Origin of the sequence: Arenibacter echinorum, from assembly GCF_003259375.1 — a bacterium.
GTDB classification, from domain to species: Bacteria; Bacteroidota; Bacteroidia; order Flavobacteriales; family Flavobacteriaceae; genus Arenibacter; species Arenibacter echinorum.
In genome coordinates, this window is the sequence record NZ_QLLN01000005.1 from 112,972 (window position 1) to 131,658 (window position 18,687).

Below are 18,687 nucleotides of genomic sequence, written 5' to 3' on the forward strand. Positions count from 1 at the left end.
AATTCAGCTAAAGGTACTATTAAAAATCTTTTCTTTTGGCTACATAGGCCAAGCGCCAAACAGGGATAACCGTCCAAAGGAACAGCATAAAAATTGACATAAATAGTCCCATATTAGTCCCAAAAAACTGCTTAAAAATAGCTCCTGTGTACCCCAAAAGAGCCGAAATATCGAGTTTTAGCAGAATTAAGGTCCTGGATAGGTCTATAGGATTAAACATGGTCGCAATCAAGGAAAGGTTATCCAAGGGGTACTCCTCAAAAACAATCAATGACATTAGAAAGAGTCCGTCATAAATTACCGCCAAAAACAACCAGGCCAGGACGGCATACCCAAAACCTTTTATCTTATTTTCATTTGAAAGGGCAATATTAAAGGCGACTGCAGTAAAGATCAGCGTTAAAAACGCACCCGTTATCAATAGTAGCGAAAAATCCCAAATGGCATTACTTTGGAACAGTCCGTATAATGTAAAAGGAATGCCCAGGCCCAAAACCAAGCTCAGCGTCAACGAACCGGCAACCCCAAAATATTGGCCCAGAAAAATGGACGACCTTTTAATAGGCTGTGCCAAAAGGAGTTCTGTAAATTCCTTGGAATTGTAGAAATACATTACGCCAAATATGGTCCCTATAAGGGGTACCAGAATAATGATAACGTTCATTAATGTAATAACGGCCTTGGAAAGCTCATTGTTCAAAAACAACAATACAAAGCCCAACAACAGATAGAACAGAAAATAAACGTAACTCCAACGGCTACGCATAAGGTCGTAAAAACTATATTTTAATATCTTAATCATGGTTGCTGTGGGTTGATATTGCCGCAATGGCATGTTCAAAATTGCTTTGTCCGGTTTTGGTCTTTAATTCCGCAATGCTGCCCTTAAAGTAAATTTTGCCTTCAAGCAGGTATACGATCTGGTCCGAAACCTCTTCTACAAACTGCATAATATGGGAGGTTATCAAGAAAGTCTTTCCTTTTTCCTTTTCCTCAAAAATAAGCTCCTTGAGACGGATCAACGATAAGGGATCCAAACCATTGGTGGGTTCGTCCAAAATAATCAAGGGACTGTCGAACATAAAGGTCAGTACAATATTTACCTTTTGTTTGGTTCCCCCGGAAAGGTTGCTCAATTTTTTATCCAAGAATGGCTCCAAACCAAATAGGGCGATCAACTTTTGTTCGTCACTCGGTTTTTGCCTAATATCCTTTATCATTGCTATTAATTCCTTTACCTTGAGGTTTCCTGGAAAATTGGCAATTTGCGGAAGGTAATTTATGTCTTGGCGATACTTCCACTTATTTCTAACAAGTGAATCCATTACGGATATAGTTCCTTTATTGGGAATTACCATCCCCAGCACTGTTTTGATCAAAGTTGTTTTACCGGAACCATTAGGTCCCAGGATAGCAAAAATACCGCCATGGTCTATATTGAGTTCCAATCCTGCCAATACCACATTTTTACCAAATTTCTTATGTAGGGTTTCAACGTGTATCATTTAATTTTTTTCATTAAGGGTTTTGCATCAACTAATTCGTCCGGGGTAAAAACAGGGGATACTTTTTCTGAAAAATCGATAATATCCATAAATAAACTGCGAAGTAATATAATAGTTTCGGGGGTTCTGTTTACGATATAAGAAAATAATTTTACCGGCCTGTAGGGAATATCACCAGTACCGTTCCTGTCCAGATCGTAACCTGTATAATCGCTCCAATAGTTTTCGTCGAAAATATTATCGTTCAAATTGCTGTTGTAGGCCAGATCAAAGGAGTTGTACATAAAGTTATTATGGATAAAGGTATTGGAATAACAGGCTCCACGTACTTTTATGGCCCATCCATTTTTTATGAAATTATTTTTTGAATAATTTATCCTATTGGAGCCTTCAATACTAATACCCACTGTATTTTCCTCAAAAGTATTGCCTGTAATTTCCGCATCATTGATCTCTTTTAACAACACACCAAAGGAAGTGGTTCCCCAATTCTTTTTAAAGGTATTTCCCAACATTTTTATCCTTTTGGAAAACATGACCGCTACCCCTGCCCCGTTGTTCTCAAAGGTATTGTCCTTATAAATGTCATCATTGGAGAACATAAAGTGCAGCCCATAACGAAGGTTGTCCGAACTGATATTGTTCTCTATAGTGATATTGTCCGAGAACTCTAGGTAGATACCGTCCCTTACGTGTTGAACAATATTGCGCTCCACAACTATATTCTGTGAATACCATAACTGTATGCCATTCCCCGAATTGTATTCGTCCACGGCATCCCCGATTATCTTATTGTGATATACCCTTCCGTTCTTGCTCTTCTCCAAATAAATACCGAAAAATAGCTTTTCCAGCACCACATTCTGAATTAAAAAGTTTTCGCTCTGCACCACCCTGATAGCGGCATAATCTGCCGTATAACTGGTGCCAACATTTATGATGAACAGGCCGTCTATGGTAACATTGTCCGAGACTATGGTTATGATCTCCCCTTGATCCTCACCATCAATTACAGGATAGTTTTCCCCAATAATGGTCAAGGGTTTGGTTATTTGGATATTGAATTCCTTATAGGTTCCTTTTTTGATCAACAGTGTATCAAAATCGGCTGCCAAGGCTACGCCCTCCTTTATAGTTTTCACCTCACAGGATCCGCAGACCGTGATGGTCCCAGCCCGTAAATGATTAGCAAACAGCAATAATAGAAAGCAGAAAAGTACCCTTATCCTTCCCATTATCTAATGATCAGAAATTTGGAATTTTCTTCGGCCGATACCCAATGCGGCACGTTTTTGGGAAAACTAAAGTGTTGTTGCCCACTTATGAAATAGGATTTACCATTGATATGAAAGATTATCCTTCCTTCCAAAACAATCAATTGGGCGTCCGTAGGGGCCGTATGTTCCGGAAAAATGGCATCCTTTTCCAAGCTAATGTTCAATATTTCCAAGGCTTCTGTTTTTACCAATTTATTTACTTGAAGCTTATTATATTCCTGATTTTTTATCTGATCGTTAATAGTGTACATAGTCATTGTTATTTTAGGCTAATTATTTCCGAACACATCTGCATGTCAGAAGAATAAAATTACCCTGTTCTTGATTACCTTAGAGGACAAGCCCTTAGGCTTGTTTTTGGATGTCTATAAGTTAAATCTCAGTTTTAACTGTTCCCAAGTCAATAGGTCACCCTCATACGTCAATAGTGCATCCACTGCCGCCTGCTCCGTCTTAAAAGCGGTTAAAAACTCTCCCATGGGGCTGGGAATACGATCGCTGATCAGATAGGTTGCCGCAGTTGCATCGATTAATTCCCCTGGTTGATTGTAATCGTTTACCAAAAAAAGAGCAACTTGTTTCTTATCTATATCCTTAAGGTGATTCATCATACATTCACTTGAGTCGAACTTAAAGGCCTTGCCCTTGTCCGTAACAATTTCAGCGCCATGCTGCCTGTCCACAATGGTCATACTACAAAAATGACATCCATCGGTTCCATAGGCAATGGGCTGAGGACCAACATTGCAAGAAGATGCCAACAATAAAAACAAAAACACAACTATTCTGTAGTTTACCATATCTAAAAATTATGCAGCTACCGTTTTTTTTGACAGCTGTTTTACCCTTAATCTCTTGCCCTTCCAGCCAAGATAGGATGCTAGCAATGTAAGTGACATTCCAATAAACATCATATAGGCACCAATACTTGGAAGGGAGGTTACATCAAAATTCAACATTTTTTGATATCCCAACAAGGGTGGTTTATAAGTCATAGGGGTTCCATCCGCATTGGTCACTTTAATAATGGCATGAGGATCCAGATTGGAGCCATAATCGGTAAGCCATTCATTAAAGTCGTACATCCCCAATACTCCTAAAACGGACATCAGTAAAAACCAGCCTAGAAACCATTTAAAATCCACTTTTCCAAAAAATCCCAATAGCCCTATCAGTACTCCAAGGACCACCATTCCAATAATCACCTTGGGAAAAATATCAAATTCCCACATTTCCCCGGATTTTGGTATGGTTTTCATTCCAATATAGTGATTTAATCCGTCTATATTCTGTAAATCAAATTCAGAGACCCCCTCTATTCCCGAAATATGAATATTCATGCCCAATGGTTCTGGATATTGAGGTGCCCCCAGCATAATGTTCCACAAGGGAAAGGCAAACAATCCCAATAAAAATAATGGGCCAATGATCATTATTATACTTGCATTTTTCATTTCTTATCGTCATTTTATTATTTACAAATTGAACAATGTATTGGATGGTTGTCCTTCTCTTCAACTTGTTAAAAAAGCGGGCAGTTTCTTAAACCAGACCCGCTTTTATCTTAAAAACTAATAATAAGTAACCTTATTCGCCTAGGGACCAGGAAAGTTCCAAATTGGAATCTGCTGGTGAAACCCTAACATAGCCCTGCATCTCTTGGTGAAGCGCGGAACAGAAATCGGTACAGTAGAACGGCCATACCCCAACTTGCTTAGGCTCCCAAATTATTGTCTTGGTCTGACCTGGCATAACCAACAATTCCGAGGTGTTGGCACCTATCACAGCAAAACCGTGTGGTACATCAAAATCCTGTTCTTGGTTCGTTATATGGAAATATACCTTGTCGCCAACCTTGACACCTTCAATATTATCCGGGGTAAAATGACTTCGTATGGTAGACATATAAATATGTACATCCTTTCCATCGCGAACAACCCTGGCATCAGCAGGACTCAAAGTAGCGTATGGGTGTTTGTTTTCTGCCAATTTATAGATCTTTTGCGATTTAGGGGCTAAGAGTTCAGCAGGGATTCCTGCGGCATAATGTGGCTCCCCATGGGTAGGAAAATCATAAATAAGTTCCATTTTATCCCCAGAAATATCATATAATTGAGCAGAATGTTCCAACTCTGGACCTGTGGGCAGATATCTATCCTTGGTAATCTTGTTCATAGCTACCACATATTTACCAAAAGGCTTTCTGGAATTACCACCAGGTATCATTAAGTGGCCAACAGAATAGTAGGTAGGTTTTCTATCGATAACTTCCCAAGTTCCCAGTTTCCACATCACCACCTCCGAAGAGATAAAGAAGGTAGTATAGGCATTACCTTCGCCATCAAACTCGGTATGCAATGGTCCAAGACCACCACTTTTTACAGTTCCGGCAAGTACATCCTCAAATTTTAGGATAGGAATACCATAGGCTTCTCCATCAAACTTTTTACCCTCAATGGCAGCGATCATTTTATCAAAAGAGTGTACTGTTAAATCTGCCGACAACTTTCCGTTACCAATAATATATTCACCGGAAGGATCTACATCACAACCGTGGGGAGATTTTGGAGTGGGCAAGAAAAACACCGCTCCAGGTATTTTAGTAGGATCTACCGTAAGGACTTCTTTTCTCATAACAGAGGTTGCAGTATGGGTATGCTCATCATATACGTTATGAGCATAATTTGCTGGCATTTTTGTACCACCTCCATTGTTTACGTATTCTTCGATTTTTTTCCAGTTTATAGCTGCAATAAAATCCTTGTCATTTTGAGATGCGTTAACCTCTAAAAGTGAGTTGGCCTCTTCCGTATTATAAGTGGTGAAGAAGAACCAACCATGAGATTTTCCACGTCCAGGATGTGATAGATCATAGTTAAACCCAGGCATAAGTATTTGGAATTTAATATCCATATGGCCATGTTCCGGATCTACACTAATAAAGGACAGGGCTCCTTTAAAATTGCCCTTGTATTCCTTAATTGGCATATCGGCTTGGGGAACTGGTACCGAAAAACGGGTTCCTGCAACTACATATTCGGTGTTTTCGGTAATGAAAGACGAACTGTGATTACCGGCACTATTAGGTACCTCAATGATTTCCTCTGTTTCAAAGGTCGTAAGGCTTATCCTTGCAATCCTTGGCGTGTTGTTTCCGTTTATGAATATCCATCTTCCATCCAATTCACCATTGGTTTGGCTAATATCCGGGTGGTGGGAGTCATCCCATGGCACAAAACCAAAAGAGGTGTTCAACATTGGCTTGGTCTCCTCTGAATAGCCGTAGCCTGAGGTGGCAAACTGAGAGAATACAGGGATTTCCTTGAACATTCGGCCAGATGGTAGGCCATAAACTGTTAGGTTGCCACTATATCCCCCGGACATAAAAGCGTAAAACTCGTCATGTTCCCCAGGGGCTACATAGACTTTTTCGGCATTGCTCGAATTCAATGCTCCGGAAGAACCTTTGCCCTGGTTGCCGTTACCGCAACTAGTCAATAGGGCGGCAAAGCCCAAGAGTCCTAATACTAAATAGGTATGCTTTTTCATTGTTTTTGATTTAATTGATTATTGAGTTCTATAATTATTCTGTTGGGGGCAACATTACTTTGTCTACCACATGTACAATTCCGTTGCCCGCAGGTACACTGGCCAAAATTTTGGCACCACCGACCAACACATCGTCTCCTACTACCTCAACGGTAACGTTCTGATCATTGGCCTGCCCCAATTTTTTAAACTTCATTAAAAATTCCTTGCTATAATTACCCGCGGTAACATGATATTTTAGAATATTGGCCAAAGCATCTTTGTTCTCCGGTTTTAAAAGATCCTCCACAGTACCTGCCGGTAGTGCGGCAAAAGCCTCATTGGTAGGGGCAAATACCATTAGGGGACCTGCATTAACCAAGGCGTTTTCCAATCCTGCGGCCTGAACCGCTGCCACCAAAGTAGTATGGTCAGGGGAACCTATGGCAATCTGTAGAACATTGGGCGTGGAACCATCATCGTCGATAAAGGCCTGGCCCTGTTTTTCAACTTCCTCCGTCCCAGCTTTGTTCTGAGTAGGGGACGTTGCTGTCTTCGGTTCGTTTTTACAACTGAACAAAACGCCCAGCATCAGAAACGATAGTATCAATGATTTTAAATTGGTTGTCGGGAACATAGTGCTATGTATTTAAGATTATAAGGTTCTAAAATATTCCAATACTGCTCTGGCCTGTTCTTCGGTCAGACCTTGATTGGCCATAGGAGCACCGTTGAATTCAGCCAACAAAGCTTTTGCCAATGGATCTTCCTTAACCATACCTTCAGGATTCAGGATCATGTTCATGACCCATTCAGGGCTACGTCTTTCCAAAACACCTTTTGGGGCCGGCCCTATGAATTTTTTATCTACCCTATGACAGGCCAAACACATTTGGTTGTAAATTTCTTCACCTTTTTTAGCCATCTCTTGATCTACTTCGGCCGCCAAGGCTAATGATGTTATGGGTCCTACTCCCTTGTTGGTCAAATCCACGGTCTCAGAGGGTTTCGCATCTGTTGGCGTAGGAGCCGGTGCAGGTTGTTCCGTTGTGGTTTTTGCCCTGTCTACACTAAAGCCTTCTTTTTTCTTTTCTTCCTTACCTCCACAGCTCATCATCAACACTGAAAAAAGAACTGCGCTACTTTTTAAAATTATTTTCATCACTTTATTTTTAATTGTTGTTTATAGGTCGTTTTTAACTATTTGTACTTCTGATTTGAACGTTGTTACTGGAAAAGATTTAATACATAATTTGCGATTTTTAACAATTTATTGGGACAAAATTAGGTTGCCATTGAAACAAAAAACATGATAAAAATCATATTAAGGATAAAAATGTCCTTTTTTTGATTTATTTACCGTGATGAAGCCTACAATAGGACCCTTATTTCAAAAAAATTAGCTGAAATAGACCTTAAACAATTGTTTTCCAAAACACTACCCCTTCCATTCCATAGACCAAATAATTCTCGGAAACTGGGAATTGGCTCGGTAGTATCTGTCTTTTAAATCTTTTACATATCTTAGTAAAAGCAGTTAAACAGAAACATTGGTGCTATTGGTCCCGAAAATTTTTAGGGCCATTTCAATTTACTTTCAATCTTAAAATTGAAGGCCAAGTTTGGGATAAATAAGGTTTGGAACAATATGGAATGGTTTATAGCCATTTTACATTTAGCCGCAACTTTTTGATCCTATATTTTTTGATTATTAATCGCGGCCATGGTCATATGAAAATAAGCCTGGGCCCAATTGTGAACCCGTATTTTATGGCCAACTACGATATTACTATCGACAATGAAAAATTCATTTTAAATCCAACGGATATAGCATCCTTGGATATTGTTCCCATAGGCAATCAGCAATTTCATGCCCTAAGGCAAAACCGGTCTTATAAGATCAAAATCTTGAATACCGATTTTGCCAACAAAACTATGACCATAGAGGTAAATGGGAATAGTTATGCAATGGTCCTAGCAGATGAGTATGATCAAATGGTCCACAAAATGGGATTGTTGACTACCAAAACTCATAAAATAAACAATATTAAGGCCCCCATGCCCGGGCTAATTATAGATGTCATGGCCACGGTAGGACAAAAAGTAGAAGCGGGCACCCCACTAATTGTGCTATCGGCCATGAAAATGGAAAATATCATCACTTCCCCGGGGGAAGGCGTTATAAAAAGTATAAATGTCAAGGTGAACGATACTGTTGACAAAGGACAGTTAATCATTGAAATGGAATAGCCTTAATATGGAGATGAAAAAAATATTGGTAGCCAACCGGGGAGAAATAGCGCTGCGCATCATGCGGACGGCACAAAATATGGGTATAAAAACAGTAGCGGTCTATTCTGATGCCGATAGGGAGGCTCCCCATGTACGATTTGCCGATGAAGCGGTCCACTTGGGCAATTCGCCTTCCTCAGAATCCTATTTGAACATGGACAAAATTGTGGAGGCAGCCTTACAGACCAAGGCCCAAGCTATCCATCCAGGTTATGGGTTTTTAAGTGAGAACGCCGTTTTTGCCCAACTGGTAGCCGATAACGGAATTACCTTTATAGGCCCTAAACCCCATGCCATAAAGGTTATGGGCAATAAATTGGCAGCCAAGGAGGCTGTAAAGGCCTACAATATTCCCATGGTACCTGGAATTGAAGAATCCATTACCGATATTACCCTGGCCCGGAAAGTTTCCGAAGAGATCGGGTTCCCCATTTTAATAAAAGCCTCCGCCGGTGGTGGCGGTAAAGGAATGAGGGTGGTGCAACAACCATCGGAATTAGAGGAGCAAATGGAACGTGCCATTAGCGAGGCCAAGGCAGCCTTTGGAGACGGTGCCGTCTTTTTGGAGAAATACATTGAATCTCCCAGACATATAGAAATCCAGATATTGGCCGATAATTTTGGCCATATTATACATCTTTTTGAAAGGGAATGCAGTATACAAAGAAGACATCAAAAGGTAGTAGAAGAAGCTCCATCGGCCATATTGACCCCAAAAATAAGAGCCGCCATGGGAGAAGCTGCCATAAAAGTAGCCAAGGCCTGTGATTATGTAGGGGCAGGAACGGTGGAATTCCTCTTGGACAGCGATAAAAATTTCTATTTTTTGGAAATGAATACCCGCCTACAGGTAGAACATCCTGTAACAGAACTAATTACCGGCATAGATTTGGTGGAACAACAGATCAGAATTGCCAGAAATGAAAAACTGGCATTTTCACAGGAAAATTTAAGTATAAAGGGACATGCCCTGGAAGTTAGGGTCTATGCCGAAGATCCATTGGACAATTTTCTACCGAGCATAGGTACTTTGGAAACCTATAGGCGTCCGGAGGGCAAAGGAATAAGGTTGGATGACGGTTTTGAGGAAGGCATGACCATACCCATTTATTACGACCCCATGTTGGCCAAATTAATTACCTATGGTAAAGACAGGGCAGAAGCCATTCAACTAATGATCAGCGCTATTTCACAATATAAGATTAAGGGAATATCCACTACCCTAGCCTTTGGGAAGTTTGTCTGTGAACATGAAGCCTTTACCTCCGGGAATTTCGACACCCATTTTGTTAAGAATTTCTATACTCCGGAACTGCTGCACCAACAATATACAGAAGAGCGTGAAATTGCGGCTATGGTAGGGTTAAAACTGTTCTTGGAGCACCAGGAGCAACTAAAGCTTCCCGCTTATAAAAACTCCAATTGGTCCTTAAAAAGAACCAAGAGATAAACGCCACATGGACCAAAATTTTTAAATGGCAAAAAGTATTACCTAATGAAGGAAAACATAAAAAAACTGGAAGATAAAATTGCCAAAGCAAAATTGGGTGGCGGCCAAAAACGTATTGAAACCCAACATTCGAAAGGCAAGCTTACTGCTCGTGAACGAATTCATTTTCTGTTGGACGAAGGTTCGTTTGAAGAATTGGGTACCCTGGTAACCCATAGGACCAAAGACTTTGGCATGGGCAAACAAATATTTTATGGAGATGGGGTAGTCACGGGTTATGGAACAATTGCTGGTAGACAGGTCTGTGTTTTTGCCCAGGATTTTACCGTATTTGGAGGTTCTCTTTCCGAGACCCATGCCGAAAAAATATGCAAGGTAATGGATATGGCCATGAAAATAGGAGTGCCCATTATTGGATTGAACGATAGCGGCGGCGCAAGAATACAGGAAGGGGTAAGATCGCTTGGCGGTTATGCCGATATCTTTCACCGGAATGTAATGGCCTCCGGGGTTATTCCGCAAATATCCGCCATTATGGGCCCTTGTGCCGGGGGAGCAGTCTACTCGCCGGCTATGACCGACTTTACCCTGATGGTGGAAAATTCGAGCTATATGTTCGTCACCGGACCCAATGTGGTTAAAACCGTGACCAATGAAGCCGTTAGTTCCGAAGAATTGGGCGGGGCAATGACCCATGCCACCAAATCCGGGGTCACCCATTTTACAGCGGAAAACGACTTGGAGTGCATTGCGCAGATTAAGGAACTCATTGGTTTCTTACCCCAAAATTGTGAGGAAGTGCCACAGCCACTCCCCTATTCCCTAAATACCGAGATCCGGGAAAAGTTGGAAACCATTATACCAGAAAATGCCAATCAGCCCTATGATATGAGGCACATCATCAATGAAATCATAGACGATTCCCCATTCTTTGAGGTCCATAAGCATTATGCCGAAAATATAGTCGTGGGCTTTGCCAGATTGGCGGGAAAAAGTATCGGGATCGTTGCCAATCAGCCCATGAGTCTGGCCGGGGTCTTGGATGTAAACAGTTCCAAAAAAGCGGCGCGATTTACCCGTTTTTGTGATTGTTTCAATATTCCCCTTTTGGTATTGGTAGATGTTCCCGGATTCCTGCCAGGTACCGATCAGGAATGGAACGGCATAATAACCAATGGTGCCAAGCTGCTCTATGCCCTTAGTGAGGCCACGGTTCCCAAAGTAACCGTTATTACCCGAAAGGCCTACGGTGGCGCCTATGATGTTATGAACTCCAAACATATTGGGGCCGACCTTAACTATGCATGGCCCGGTGCCGAAATTGCGGTAATGGGTGCCAAGGGAGCCAGTGAGATCATCTTTAGGAAAGAAATAGATTCTGCAGAGTATCCAGAGGCCAAACTAAAGGAAAAAGAGGAGGAATATGCCGATAAGTTTGCCAATCCGTATAGCGCAGCGGAAAGAGGGTTTATAGATGAAGTAATCCTTCCCAAGGATACCCGCAGGAAATTGATAAGAGCCTTTGCGCTGCTGGAAAATAAAGTGGTGCATCTGCCCAAAAAAAAACACGGTAATATACCTTTGTAATCTATTGCTGATCACTTAGCGTAATTTTGAATCGATAACAGAACATGAGCAACTTAGAAGAACTTATACAATTATTAACATTGGAAAGAATCAATGACAATACCTTTGTGGGACAAAACTATCAGGCTCCTTGGGGCAGGGTTTTTGGGGGACAGGTTTTGGGCCAGTCATTGCATGCCGCCTACCAAACAGTATCCAGTGATAAGATGGCCCACTCCATGCACGGCTATTTTATTCTGGGGGGAGACCTGAGCATTCCCATCACCTATGAAGTAGATTGTCTGAGGGACGGCCGTAGTTTTACCACACGTAGAGTGGTAGCAAAACAAAACGGCAAGGCCATATTTAATATGGCAGCATCCTTTCAGGTCAAAGAAGATGGTGTGGAGCACCAGATTACCATGCCCAATTTAATTACCCCCAAAAAGTTAATGAACAGCTTGGAGCAAATTGAGGAAATGAAAAAAACAGATCCGGATTCCTATAACCTTATCAAGCTTACCCATCCAAAGGTATTCGAATTTAAACCTGTGGAACGGCTAACCGCCCTGCTTGCCAAAGATGGCCCACCATTTAACCATATGTGGATGCGGGCTACGGAAAAGGTAAAGGCCGATTTACCCTTGCAGCAACAATTATTGGCCTATGCCTCCGACTACAACATCCTAACCACCGCCTCCCTTCCCCATCGTGAAGAACTTAGGAAAGGAAAAACTTTTTATGCCAGTATAGACCATGCCATATGGTTCCACAGGAATTTTAAAATAGACGAATGGCTTTTATACACTATGGACAGTCCCAGCGCATGTAATTCCAGAGGTTTTTCCAGGGGCAGTATTTTTGACAGAAATGGTGTTCTGGTAGCCTCTGTGGCACAGGAAGGTTTAATGCGCAACACTCAGCTAGGTTAATACTATTAATGGGCTCCTATAATTACAAAGCACTTTTCACCTAATTTAAAAGTGCTTTGTTGTATTAAATTCTTAGGACTGCCCAGTACCGGACAAATCAACACCCTTACTTTCTCCATGGGTTAGATCTTGGACCAATCTTGCTTAGGCCAATTATTTTCGGACTAGGATAGACCAACTGCAATCTGCCAAACTACCATTAACATCCTTGAAATACTATTTGCGTTTAGGATGCCAACTGCGGTTTATCCCCTGTAAATTACCGTTTGTCCTCGCAAAAATATTCCTCTCGTTTTTTGACCAATTTTTTTCCCTTTTGACTACTAAATTTCTGTTTAGGGCAAGGCTGGTCGAATTTTGCCCTATAACATTAAATAAAAGATATGAAGACATTATTACTCGTTAAAGAAATTTATGCCGAAGGATTCAAAAACCTAGGAAGCATTATTGTCAGAAATTATTTCAAAGCTTTCTTATGGTTCAGTGTAGCTATGTTTGCCGTAGTATTGTACGCTTTCATTTTTAGACTGGTAACCGGATTTGCTTGGGACTAATTAAGAAGAAATGCATTAATTAATATGAAAGGCATGCAGTATTTAAGGGAATTATTGGTAGGAAAAAGTGATGGAATCGAGGTTCCAATGACACTAAAATTGTTATTGATCTTGGTCTTCCTTTGCTTTTTCCTTGCCTTGTTCTCGATCCTGCTATATACCTTTGAATAGTATTATTTTGTTGCAAAAACATTAGGTTCTGCAAACTTTCAATTTTACACTATTTTTTTTAATGTTATGTAGTTCCCCCACTTGAACAATATAACCTTGACAGATGTTTTTTTGATGTTGATCCAATGATAAGTTGCTTTTAAATAAATTATGGATATTATCCAAAATATTGGAAATATTCCATAATTTAGCATACCTTTTTTTGGTGTGCAATGAACAAGACAATACTTCATTTGGATTTGGATACCTTTTTTGTATCCGTAGAGCGACTTCAGGACAGTAAATTGGAGCATAGGCCCATACTCGTTGGTGGCGTTAGCGACAGAGGCGTGGTGGCCGCATGTAGCTACGAGACCAGAGGTTTTGGAGTGCATTCCGGCATGCCTATGAAAATGGCCAAGGAACTCTGTCCGGAAGCCATTATCATAAAAGGGAACGCAGGAACCTACAGCAAACATTCGGATATCGTAACCGATATTATCAAAGAGCAGGTACCGGTCTTCGAAAAATCCAGCATAGATGAATTTTATGCAGATCTTACGGGAATGGACCGTTTTTATGGTTGTCACCAATTCTCCACCGAACTGCGCCATAAAATTATCAAGGAAACCGGACTTCCCATTTCCTTTGGCATGTCGGTAAACAAGGTAGTATCCAAAGTAGCCACCAATGAGGCCAAACCCAACAATGAACTGAAGATAGATATAGGCCACGAGAAACCTTTTTTAGCGCCCTTATCCATAAAAAAAATACCTATGGTAGGTGACAAGACCTATCAGACCCTAAGAAATTTGGGGTTGCGGCAAATAAAAACCATCCAAGAAATGCCCATGGATATGATGCAGCGGGTATTGGGTGCCAATGGGGGCGTAATATGGAAACGGGCCAATGGTATAGACAACACCCCTGTTATCCCCTTTTCCGAACGTAAATCCATTTCCACCGAACGTACTTTTGAGAGGGATACCATAGATGTCATTAAACTAAGGGGGATCCTTATTGCCATGACCGAGAATCTGGCCTATCAGTTGCGGAGGGGGAAAAAACTAACCGCCTGCATTGCCGTAAAAATTCGCTATTCGGATTTTAATACCTATTCCAAACAATTAAAGATTCCGTATACCAGTGCGGACCATATCCTGATTCCCAAGATTTTGGACCTCTTCAACACATTGTACAACAAAAGGCTGTTGATTAGGCTTATCGGCATTCGTTTCAGTCATCTGGTTCAGGGCAACTACCAGATAGATCTATTTGATGATACCGAGGAAATATTAAACCTATACAACGCCTTGGACAAGATTAGGGAACGCTATGGGGACAAGAGCGTTATAAGGGCCTCCGGCATGGACGCCAAGACCATTGGCAGAATGCAGAATCCGTTCAACGGACAACCCCCTATTGTATTGGCTCATAGGAAACAGTGAGGCTGTGCCTAAAGTTCAAAGTTGGAAAGTTCAAGGTTCAAAGTCGTTTCCGTCATTGCGAGATTTGCTAACGACAGCTAGGCAAATTGTGGCAATCTGTTTATTATAGTGGCTCCCGTACACAGTTATTGGCAATCAGTATTGAGCAGTTAACATCCAGCATTCAAAGATCTTTAACTTTAAACTTTCCAACTTTGAACATTCAACTTACGTTTAGGGAATATTCAAATACTTATGGGTCTGTAGAGACACTTTCCACTTGGGATTTTGCATTACATACTCTACGATCCAGGGAACTACCTTGTCCCTTACGCTCCATTCCGGCTGCAGGTACAAAATACAATCCTTATTGGTCTTGGCCGCCTGTTCCTCTGCAAAAATAAAGTCGTGCTTATTGTACACGATCATCTTTAGTTCGTGCGCCTTATCATAGATAATCCCTTCTGGCAACTTGTTCTTTTTAGGGGAAAGACAGATCCAGTCCCAGGTTCCGGAAAGCGGATAGGCTCCGGAAGTCTCTATATGGGTCTTTAGGTTCTTGGCCTTTAGGGCTTCCGTTAGGGGCCCCATATCCCAGGTAAGGGGTTCTCCCCCAGTAATGACTATGGTATCGGAATATTTGGCCGCATTGGTTACAATATGGTCTATTCCTGTTGGAGGGTGGGTTTCCGCATTCCAACTTTCCTTTACATCGCACCAATGGCAACCCACATCGCAACCACCCACACGAATAAAATAAGCCGCGGTCCCCTTATGGAAACCTTCGCCCTGAATAGTGTAAAACTCCTCCATTAAAGGCAGCATAAGGCCTTGATCTACCAACGCTAAAACATCTTCTTTTACCATGGCGCAAAGATAGAAAATACCCCGCTCTGGCACTACTAATTAAGAAAAAGATATTTCGGCAAGCCCTAATCCCTGCTTTTCCAATAAAATTGTAAATTAAATTTTTATAACTGCCCGAAGAATGAACCTTAGGTTTGCGTTTGTAAAAAGAAGGAGATAATGCTGATGTAATCAACGCAATTGTGCTATAGCAAAAGCAATTGAGGGACAAATTAAAGTGAATCCAAAATTTGTTTAAAAAAATAGCGTACTACAATAACAATTAAACCTAATTGCCAGGCAAGCTTACTTAAGAAAATTCCCTAGTGGCAAAATAGGTGGCAGGACGGATTTTCTATTCGGTTTGTAATTGCTAAATTAGGCGCTTGAATATTGCCATTAATCCAAAACAAATAGGTTACCACCAAGTTGAATCCAGTTACACAAACAGCACATTTGGTTTTCTATAACAACAAAATCAGGCGCTGAAAGACCCAAATGTGCTATTTTTTGCTAAGGCTGAAATCTCAACTCGTTAAAAAAATTGTTAAGAAATTAAACAAAAATTGAACAAAAAAAGCTATATTCTTCGGATATTTGACATATGAAAATGAGCAAAAATTATTCGGACATAAGAGAAAAATTAAAAATCGTTGTAGACAAGAAAACTACCAACGAAATGGCTCATTTAACACACTATTTTCAAAATTATAAAAACGGAGTTTCTCAATATTATGGACCAACCGCGAAAGAATATTTAGCGGAATTGCATGAAAATTTGGAAATAGTTCAAGAGCCAGATTTTCAATATTATCTACCAATAAAATGGGACGTACCATTTCCACCACTTGAAAATCCTAAATTTAAATTTATTGACTTATTCGCTGGAATTGGTGGAATTCGACTTGCATTTCAAAACAATGGAGGAAAATGTGTTTTTACAAGCGAATGGGATTCCTTTGCAAAAAAAACCTATGAAGCCAACTTTGGAGAAGTTCCATTTGGAGATATAACCGAAATATCAGAAAAAGAAATTCCAGACCATGATATTTTGCTTGGTGGTTTTCCTTGCCAACCATTTTCAATTGCTGGAGTTTCAAAGAAAAATTCATTGGGAAGACAACATGGATTTTTAGACAAAACTCAAGGAACATTATTTTTTGATATTGCAAGAATAATAGAACATAAAAAACCAAAGGTTTTTATGTTAGAAAATGTAAAAAATCTTGTTTCTCACGATAAGAAAAAAACTTTCAAAGTAATTACCGAAACCTTAACCGAATTAGGTTATTCGCTTCATTACAAAGTTTTGGATGCAAAATATTATGTCCCTCAACACAGAGAAAGAATAATAATTGTTGGGTTTAATAAATCTGTTTTCAACGAACAAGAAAATTTTGAGTTCCCAAAACCACCAGATGTTGAACTTGCATTAAGAGAGATTTTGGAAAAGAAAGTTGATGACAAATACACTTTATCCGATAAGCTTTGGAATTATCTTCAAGAATACAAGAAAAAACATCAAGCTAAAGGAAACGGATTTGGTTTTGGCTTAACTGACTTAAACGGCGTATCACGTACTTTGAGTGCAAGATATTACAAAGATGGTGCCGAAATATTAATACCACAAAGAGGAAAAAGCCCAAGAAGACTTACGCCAAGAGAATGTGCAAGAATTCAAGGTTTTCCTGACAATTTCATTATTCCTGTTTCTAACAATCAAGCATATAAACAATTTGGCAATTCTGTAGCAATGCCATTAATACAAGCTGTCGGAAAGAACATTGTAAAAGAACTTTTAAAAATCAATGAACCTAAAAAATCTAAAGACGCTGTTCATCAATAATGGTTGTGATGAAATTTATGTAAAAAAACTTTCTCCCAATGATAATTCCAAGAATCAAGTGTATCTCGCTTATGGAAGTTGGGAATTATTGAATATACTCCCCATTAAAGAAATAACTGTAGACGAAGCTGGAGAATGGGAAAAGGAACGTTTTAAAGCAAAGATTGATTTTTCTTGGATATCAGATGATGGTAATATTTTTCCCGCTCCTCATTCTCAACTTATACTTTATCCAAAATACCCAGAAATAAGGTTTTCAGGTTTTTTACTTGGGTCTAAGGGAGCCCCTTCAAAATTAATGACCCAAAGACTCGCAAATAGACTATTATTTATAGGTGTAAGTAAAAGTGGGACCGTTTTAGGCTATGCTACCCATCCAAATTCTGAAATAGCAAAAGAATTTGCTCAAGAAAAGAACTTGGAAGAATATGGTGTATTTTCTGTTATTGAATTACCTCAAACAGCTAATAATCGTTTAATATTATTGCAAGAACTAGCACGAATACATAATCTAGGTTGGATAAATTCGAAACGTTTAGATTCAGGCAGTAATATTTTACCTTGTCGTGCATCAAATTGTGGTGGTTATACACTTGAAGCAGAATTAGGCGTAAAACCAAATGGATATTCCGAACCCGATTTTATGGGTTGGGAAATAAAGCAATTTGGTGTGAAAAATTTCGAGAACATAAATTCGTCTGTAATAACACTAATGACACCTGAACCAACAGATGGGCTTTACAAATCTGAAGGAACGGAATATTTTATAAAAACTTACGGTTATCCAGACAAATTAGGTCGTCCAGACAGAATGAATTTTGGAGGAGTTCATAAAGCTGGAGAATTACACCCAACAACTAAACTGGAAATGAAAATAATCGGTTTTGACCAAGAAAGCGGAAAAATCAGAAATTCAAATGGGAGTATTTCATTAATTGACCAACAAGGAAATGAAGCTGCTTCTTGGAGTTTTTCATCAATGCTTTTACATTGGAACAGAAAACATGACAAGGCTTGCTACGTTCCGTCATTGTCAGACACGAAAGGAGATAGAAAATACAAATATGGGAACAACGTAATTTTAGGTACTGGGACTGACTTTCAGCTTTTTCTCGGACAAATGGCTAATGGAAATATTTATTACGACCCAGGAATTAAATTAGAAAATATGTCACATAATCCAAAGATCAAAAAAAGAAGTCAGTTTAGAATTAAATCAAAATTCCTATCTAATTTGTACAAAAAGAATGAAATAATAAATCTGACTGAATAATTTCAAACACATGCTGGCGCCAACCTGCCTTATTCGACAGA

General features: G+C 39.9%; 18 protein-coding genes. 8 read left to right on the forward strand and 10 right to left on the reverse strand.

Annotation, left to right across the window (positions count from 1 at the left end; translation table 11 throughout):
- Window positions 1–19 precede the first annotated feature (19 nt).
- From LV92_RS13725 to LV92_RS13765, 9 genes are all read right to left on the reverse strand, one after another.
- Window positions 20–802, reverse strand: a complete 783-nt coding sequence (locus tag LV92_RS13725) for an ABC transporter permease (protein WP_111624227.1) — start codon at window positions 800–802, stop codon at window positions 20–22.
- Window positions 795–1,505 carry an ABC transporter ATP-binding protein gene (locus tag LV92_RS13730; protein ID WP_111624228.1) on the reverse strand — a complete coding sequence of 237 codons (711 nt, stop codon included), beginning with the start codon at window positions 1,503–1,505 and terminating at the stop codon, window positions 795–797. The genes LV92_RS13725 and LV92_RS13730 overlap by 8 nt, the downstream gene beginning before the upstream one ends.
- A complete protein-coding gene (locus LV92_RS13735; RefSeq protein WP_111624229.1) occupies window positions 1,502–2,740 on the reverse strand; it encodes a nitrous oxide reductase family maturation protein NosD in 1,239 nt (412 codons plus the stop codon). Before LV92_RS13735 ends, LV92_RS13730 begins: the two co-directional genes overlap by 4 nt.
- Window positions 2,740–3,033, reverse strand: a complete 294-nt coding sequence (locus LV92_RS13740; RefSeq protein ID WP_111624230.1) for a cupin domain-containing protein — start codon at window positions 3,031–3,033, stop codon at window positions 2,740–2,742. Before LV92_RS13740 ends, LV92_RS13735 begins: the two co-directional genes overlap by 1 nt.
- Window positions 3,034–3,147: 114 nt before the next feature.
- The gene (locus LV92_RS13745) at window positions 3,148–3,582 is read right to left on the reverse strand and encodes a nitrous oxide reductase accessory protein NosL (RefSeq protein WP_111624231.1); all 435 of its coding nucleotides are present in this window, start codon (window positions 3,580–3,582) and stop codon (window positions 3,148–3,150) included.
- A gap of 9 nt (window positions 3,583–3,591) precedes the next feature.
- Complete coding sequence (locus LV92_RS13750; protein WP_111624232.1) at window positions 3,592–4,236, reverse strand: hypothetical protein; 645 nt, start codon at window positions 4,234–4,236, stop codon at window positions 3,592–3,594.
- A gap of 133 nt (window positions 4,237–4,369) precedes the next feature.
- The gene (gene nosZ / locus LV92_RS13755; protein WP_111624233.1) at window positions 4,370–6,331 is read right to left on the reverse strand and encodes a Sec-dependent nitrous-oxide reductase; all 1,962 of its coding nucleotides are present in this window, start codon (window positions 6,329–6,331) and stop codon (window positions 4,370–4,372) included.
- Between the two features lie 34 nt (window positions 6,332–6,365).
- Window positions 6,366–6,947, reverse strand: a complete 582-nt coding sequence (locus LV92_RS13760; protein WP_111624234.1) for a fasciclin domain-containing protein — start codon at window positions 6,945–6,947, stop codon at window positions 6,366–6,368.
- An 18-nt stretch (window positions 6,948–6,965) separates the two neighbouring features.
- Complete coding sequence (locus LV92_RS13765) at window positions 6,966–7,472, reverse strand: c-type cytochrome (protein ID WP_111624235.1); 507 nt, start codon at window positions 7,470–7,472, stop codon at window positions 6,966–6,968.
- 569 nt (window positions 7,473–8,041) lie between these two features.
- Between LV92_RS13765 and LV92_RS13770 the strand changes: the two genes are divergently transcribed.
- The 6 genes from LV92_RS13770 to LV92_RS13795 all read left to right on the forward strand — a co-directional run bounded on the left by LV92_RS13770 (window position 8,042) and on the right by LV92_RS13795 (window position 14,702).
- Complete coding sequence (locus tag LV92_RS13770) at window positions 8,042–8,560, forward strand: acetyl-CoA carboxylase biotin carboxyl carrier protein subunit (RefSeq protein ID WP_170126328.1); 519 nt, start codon at window positions 8,042–8,044, stop codon at window positions 8,558–8,560.
- A gap of 13 nt (window positions 8,561–8,573) precedes the next feature.
- Complete coding sequence (accC, locus tag LV92_RS13775) at window positions 8,574–10,052, forward strand: acetyl-CoA carboxylase biotin carboxylase subunit (RefSeq protein ID WP_111624512.1); 1,479 nt, start codon at window positions 8,574–8,576, stop codon at window positions 10,050–10,052.
- Window positions 10,053–10,097: 45 nt separating this feature from the next.
- Window positions 10,098–11,639, forward strand: a complete 1,542-nt coding sequence (locus LV92_RS13780; RefSeq protein WP_111624237.1) for an acyl-CoA carboxylase subunit beta — start codon at window positions 10,098–10,100, stop codon at window positions 11,637–11,639.
- 44 nt (window positions 11,640–11,683) lie between these two features.
- The gene (locus tag LV92_RS13785; RefSeq protein ID WP_111624238.1) at window positions 11,684–12,550 is read left to right on the forward strand and encodes an acyl-CoA thioesterase; all 867 of its coding nucleotides are present in this window, start codon (window positions 11,684–11,686) and stop codon (window positions 12,548–12,550) included.
- Window positions 12,551–12,933: 383 nt separating this feature from the next.
- Window positions 12,934–13,104: a DUF6747 family protein gene (locus LV92_RS21805; protein WP_170126329.1), complete on the forward strand. Its 171-nt coding sequence runs from the start codon at window positions 12,934–12,936 to the stop codon at window positions 13,102–13,104.
- A gap of 383 nt (window positions 13,105–13,487) precedes the next feature.
- A complete protein-coding gene (locus tag LV92_RS13795) occupies window positions 13,488–14,702 on the forward strand; it encodes a DNA polymerase Y family protein (protein WP_111624240.1) in 1,215 nt (404 codons plus the stop codon).
- 213 nt (window positions 14,703–14,915) lie between these two features.
- Here LV92_RS13795 and LV92_RS13800 read toward each other — a convergent pair whose 3' ends face one another.
- Window positions 14,916–15,548: a 7-carboxy-7-deazaguanine synthase QueE gene (locus LV92_RS13800; protein WP_031445035.1), complete on the reverse strand. Its 633-nt coding sequence runs from the start codon at window positions 15,546–15,548 to the stop codon at window positions 14,916–14,918.
- Window positions 15,549–16,137: 589 nt separating this feature from the next.
- Between LV92_RS13800 and dcm the strand changes: the two genes are divergently transcribed.
- Window positions 16,138–17,373, forward strand: a complete 1,236-nt coding sequence (dcm, locus tag LV92_RS13805; RefSeq protein WP_111624513.1) for a DNA (cytosine-5-)-methyltransferase — start codon at window positions 16,138–16,140, stop codon at window positions 17,371–17,373.
- Window positions 17,336–18,646 (forward strand): MvaI/BcnI family restriction endonuclease, encoded by a 1,311-nt coding sequence (locus tag LV92_RS13810; RefSeq protein WP_111624241.1) that lies wholly within the window; start codon window positions 17,336–17,338, stop codon window positions 18,644–18,646. The genes dcm and LV92_RS13810 overlap by 38 nt, the downstream gene beginning before the upstream one ends.
- The last annotated feature ends 41 nt before the right edge of the window (window positions 18,647–18,687 follow it).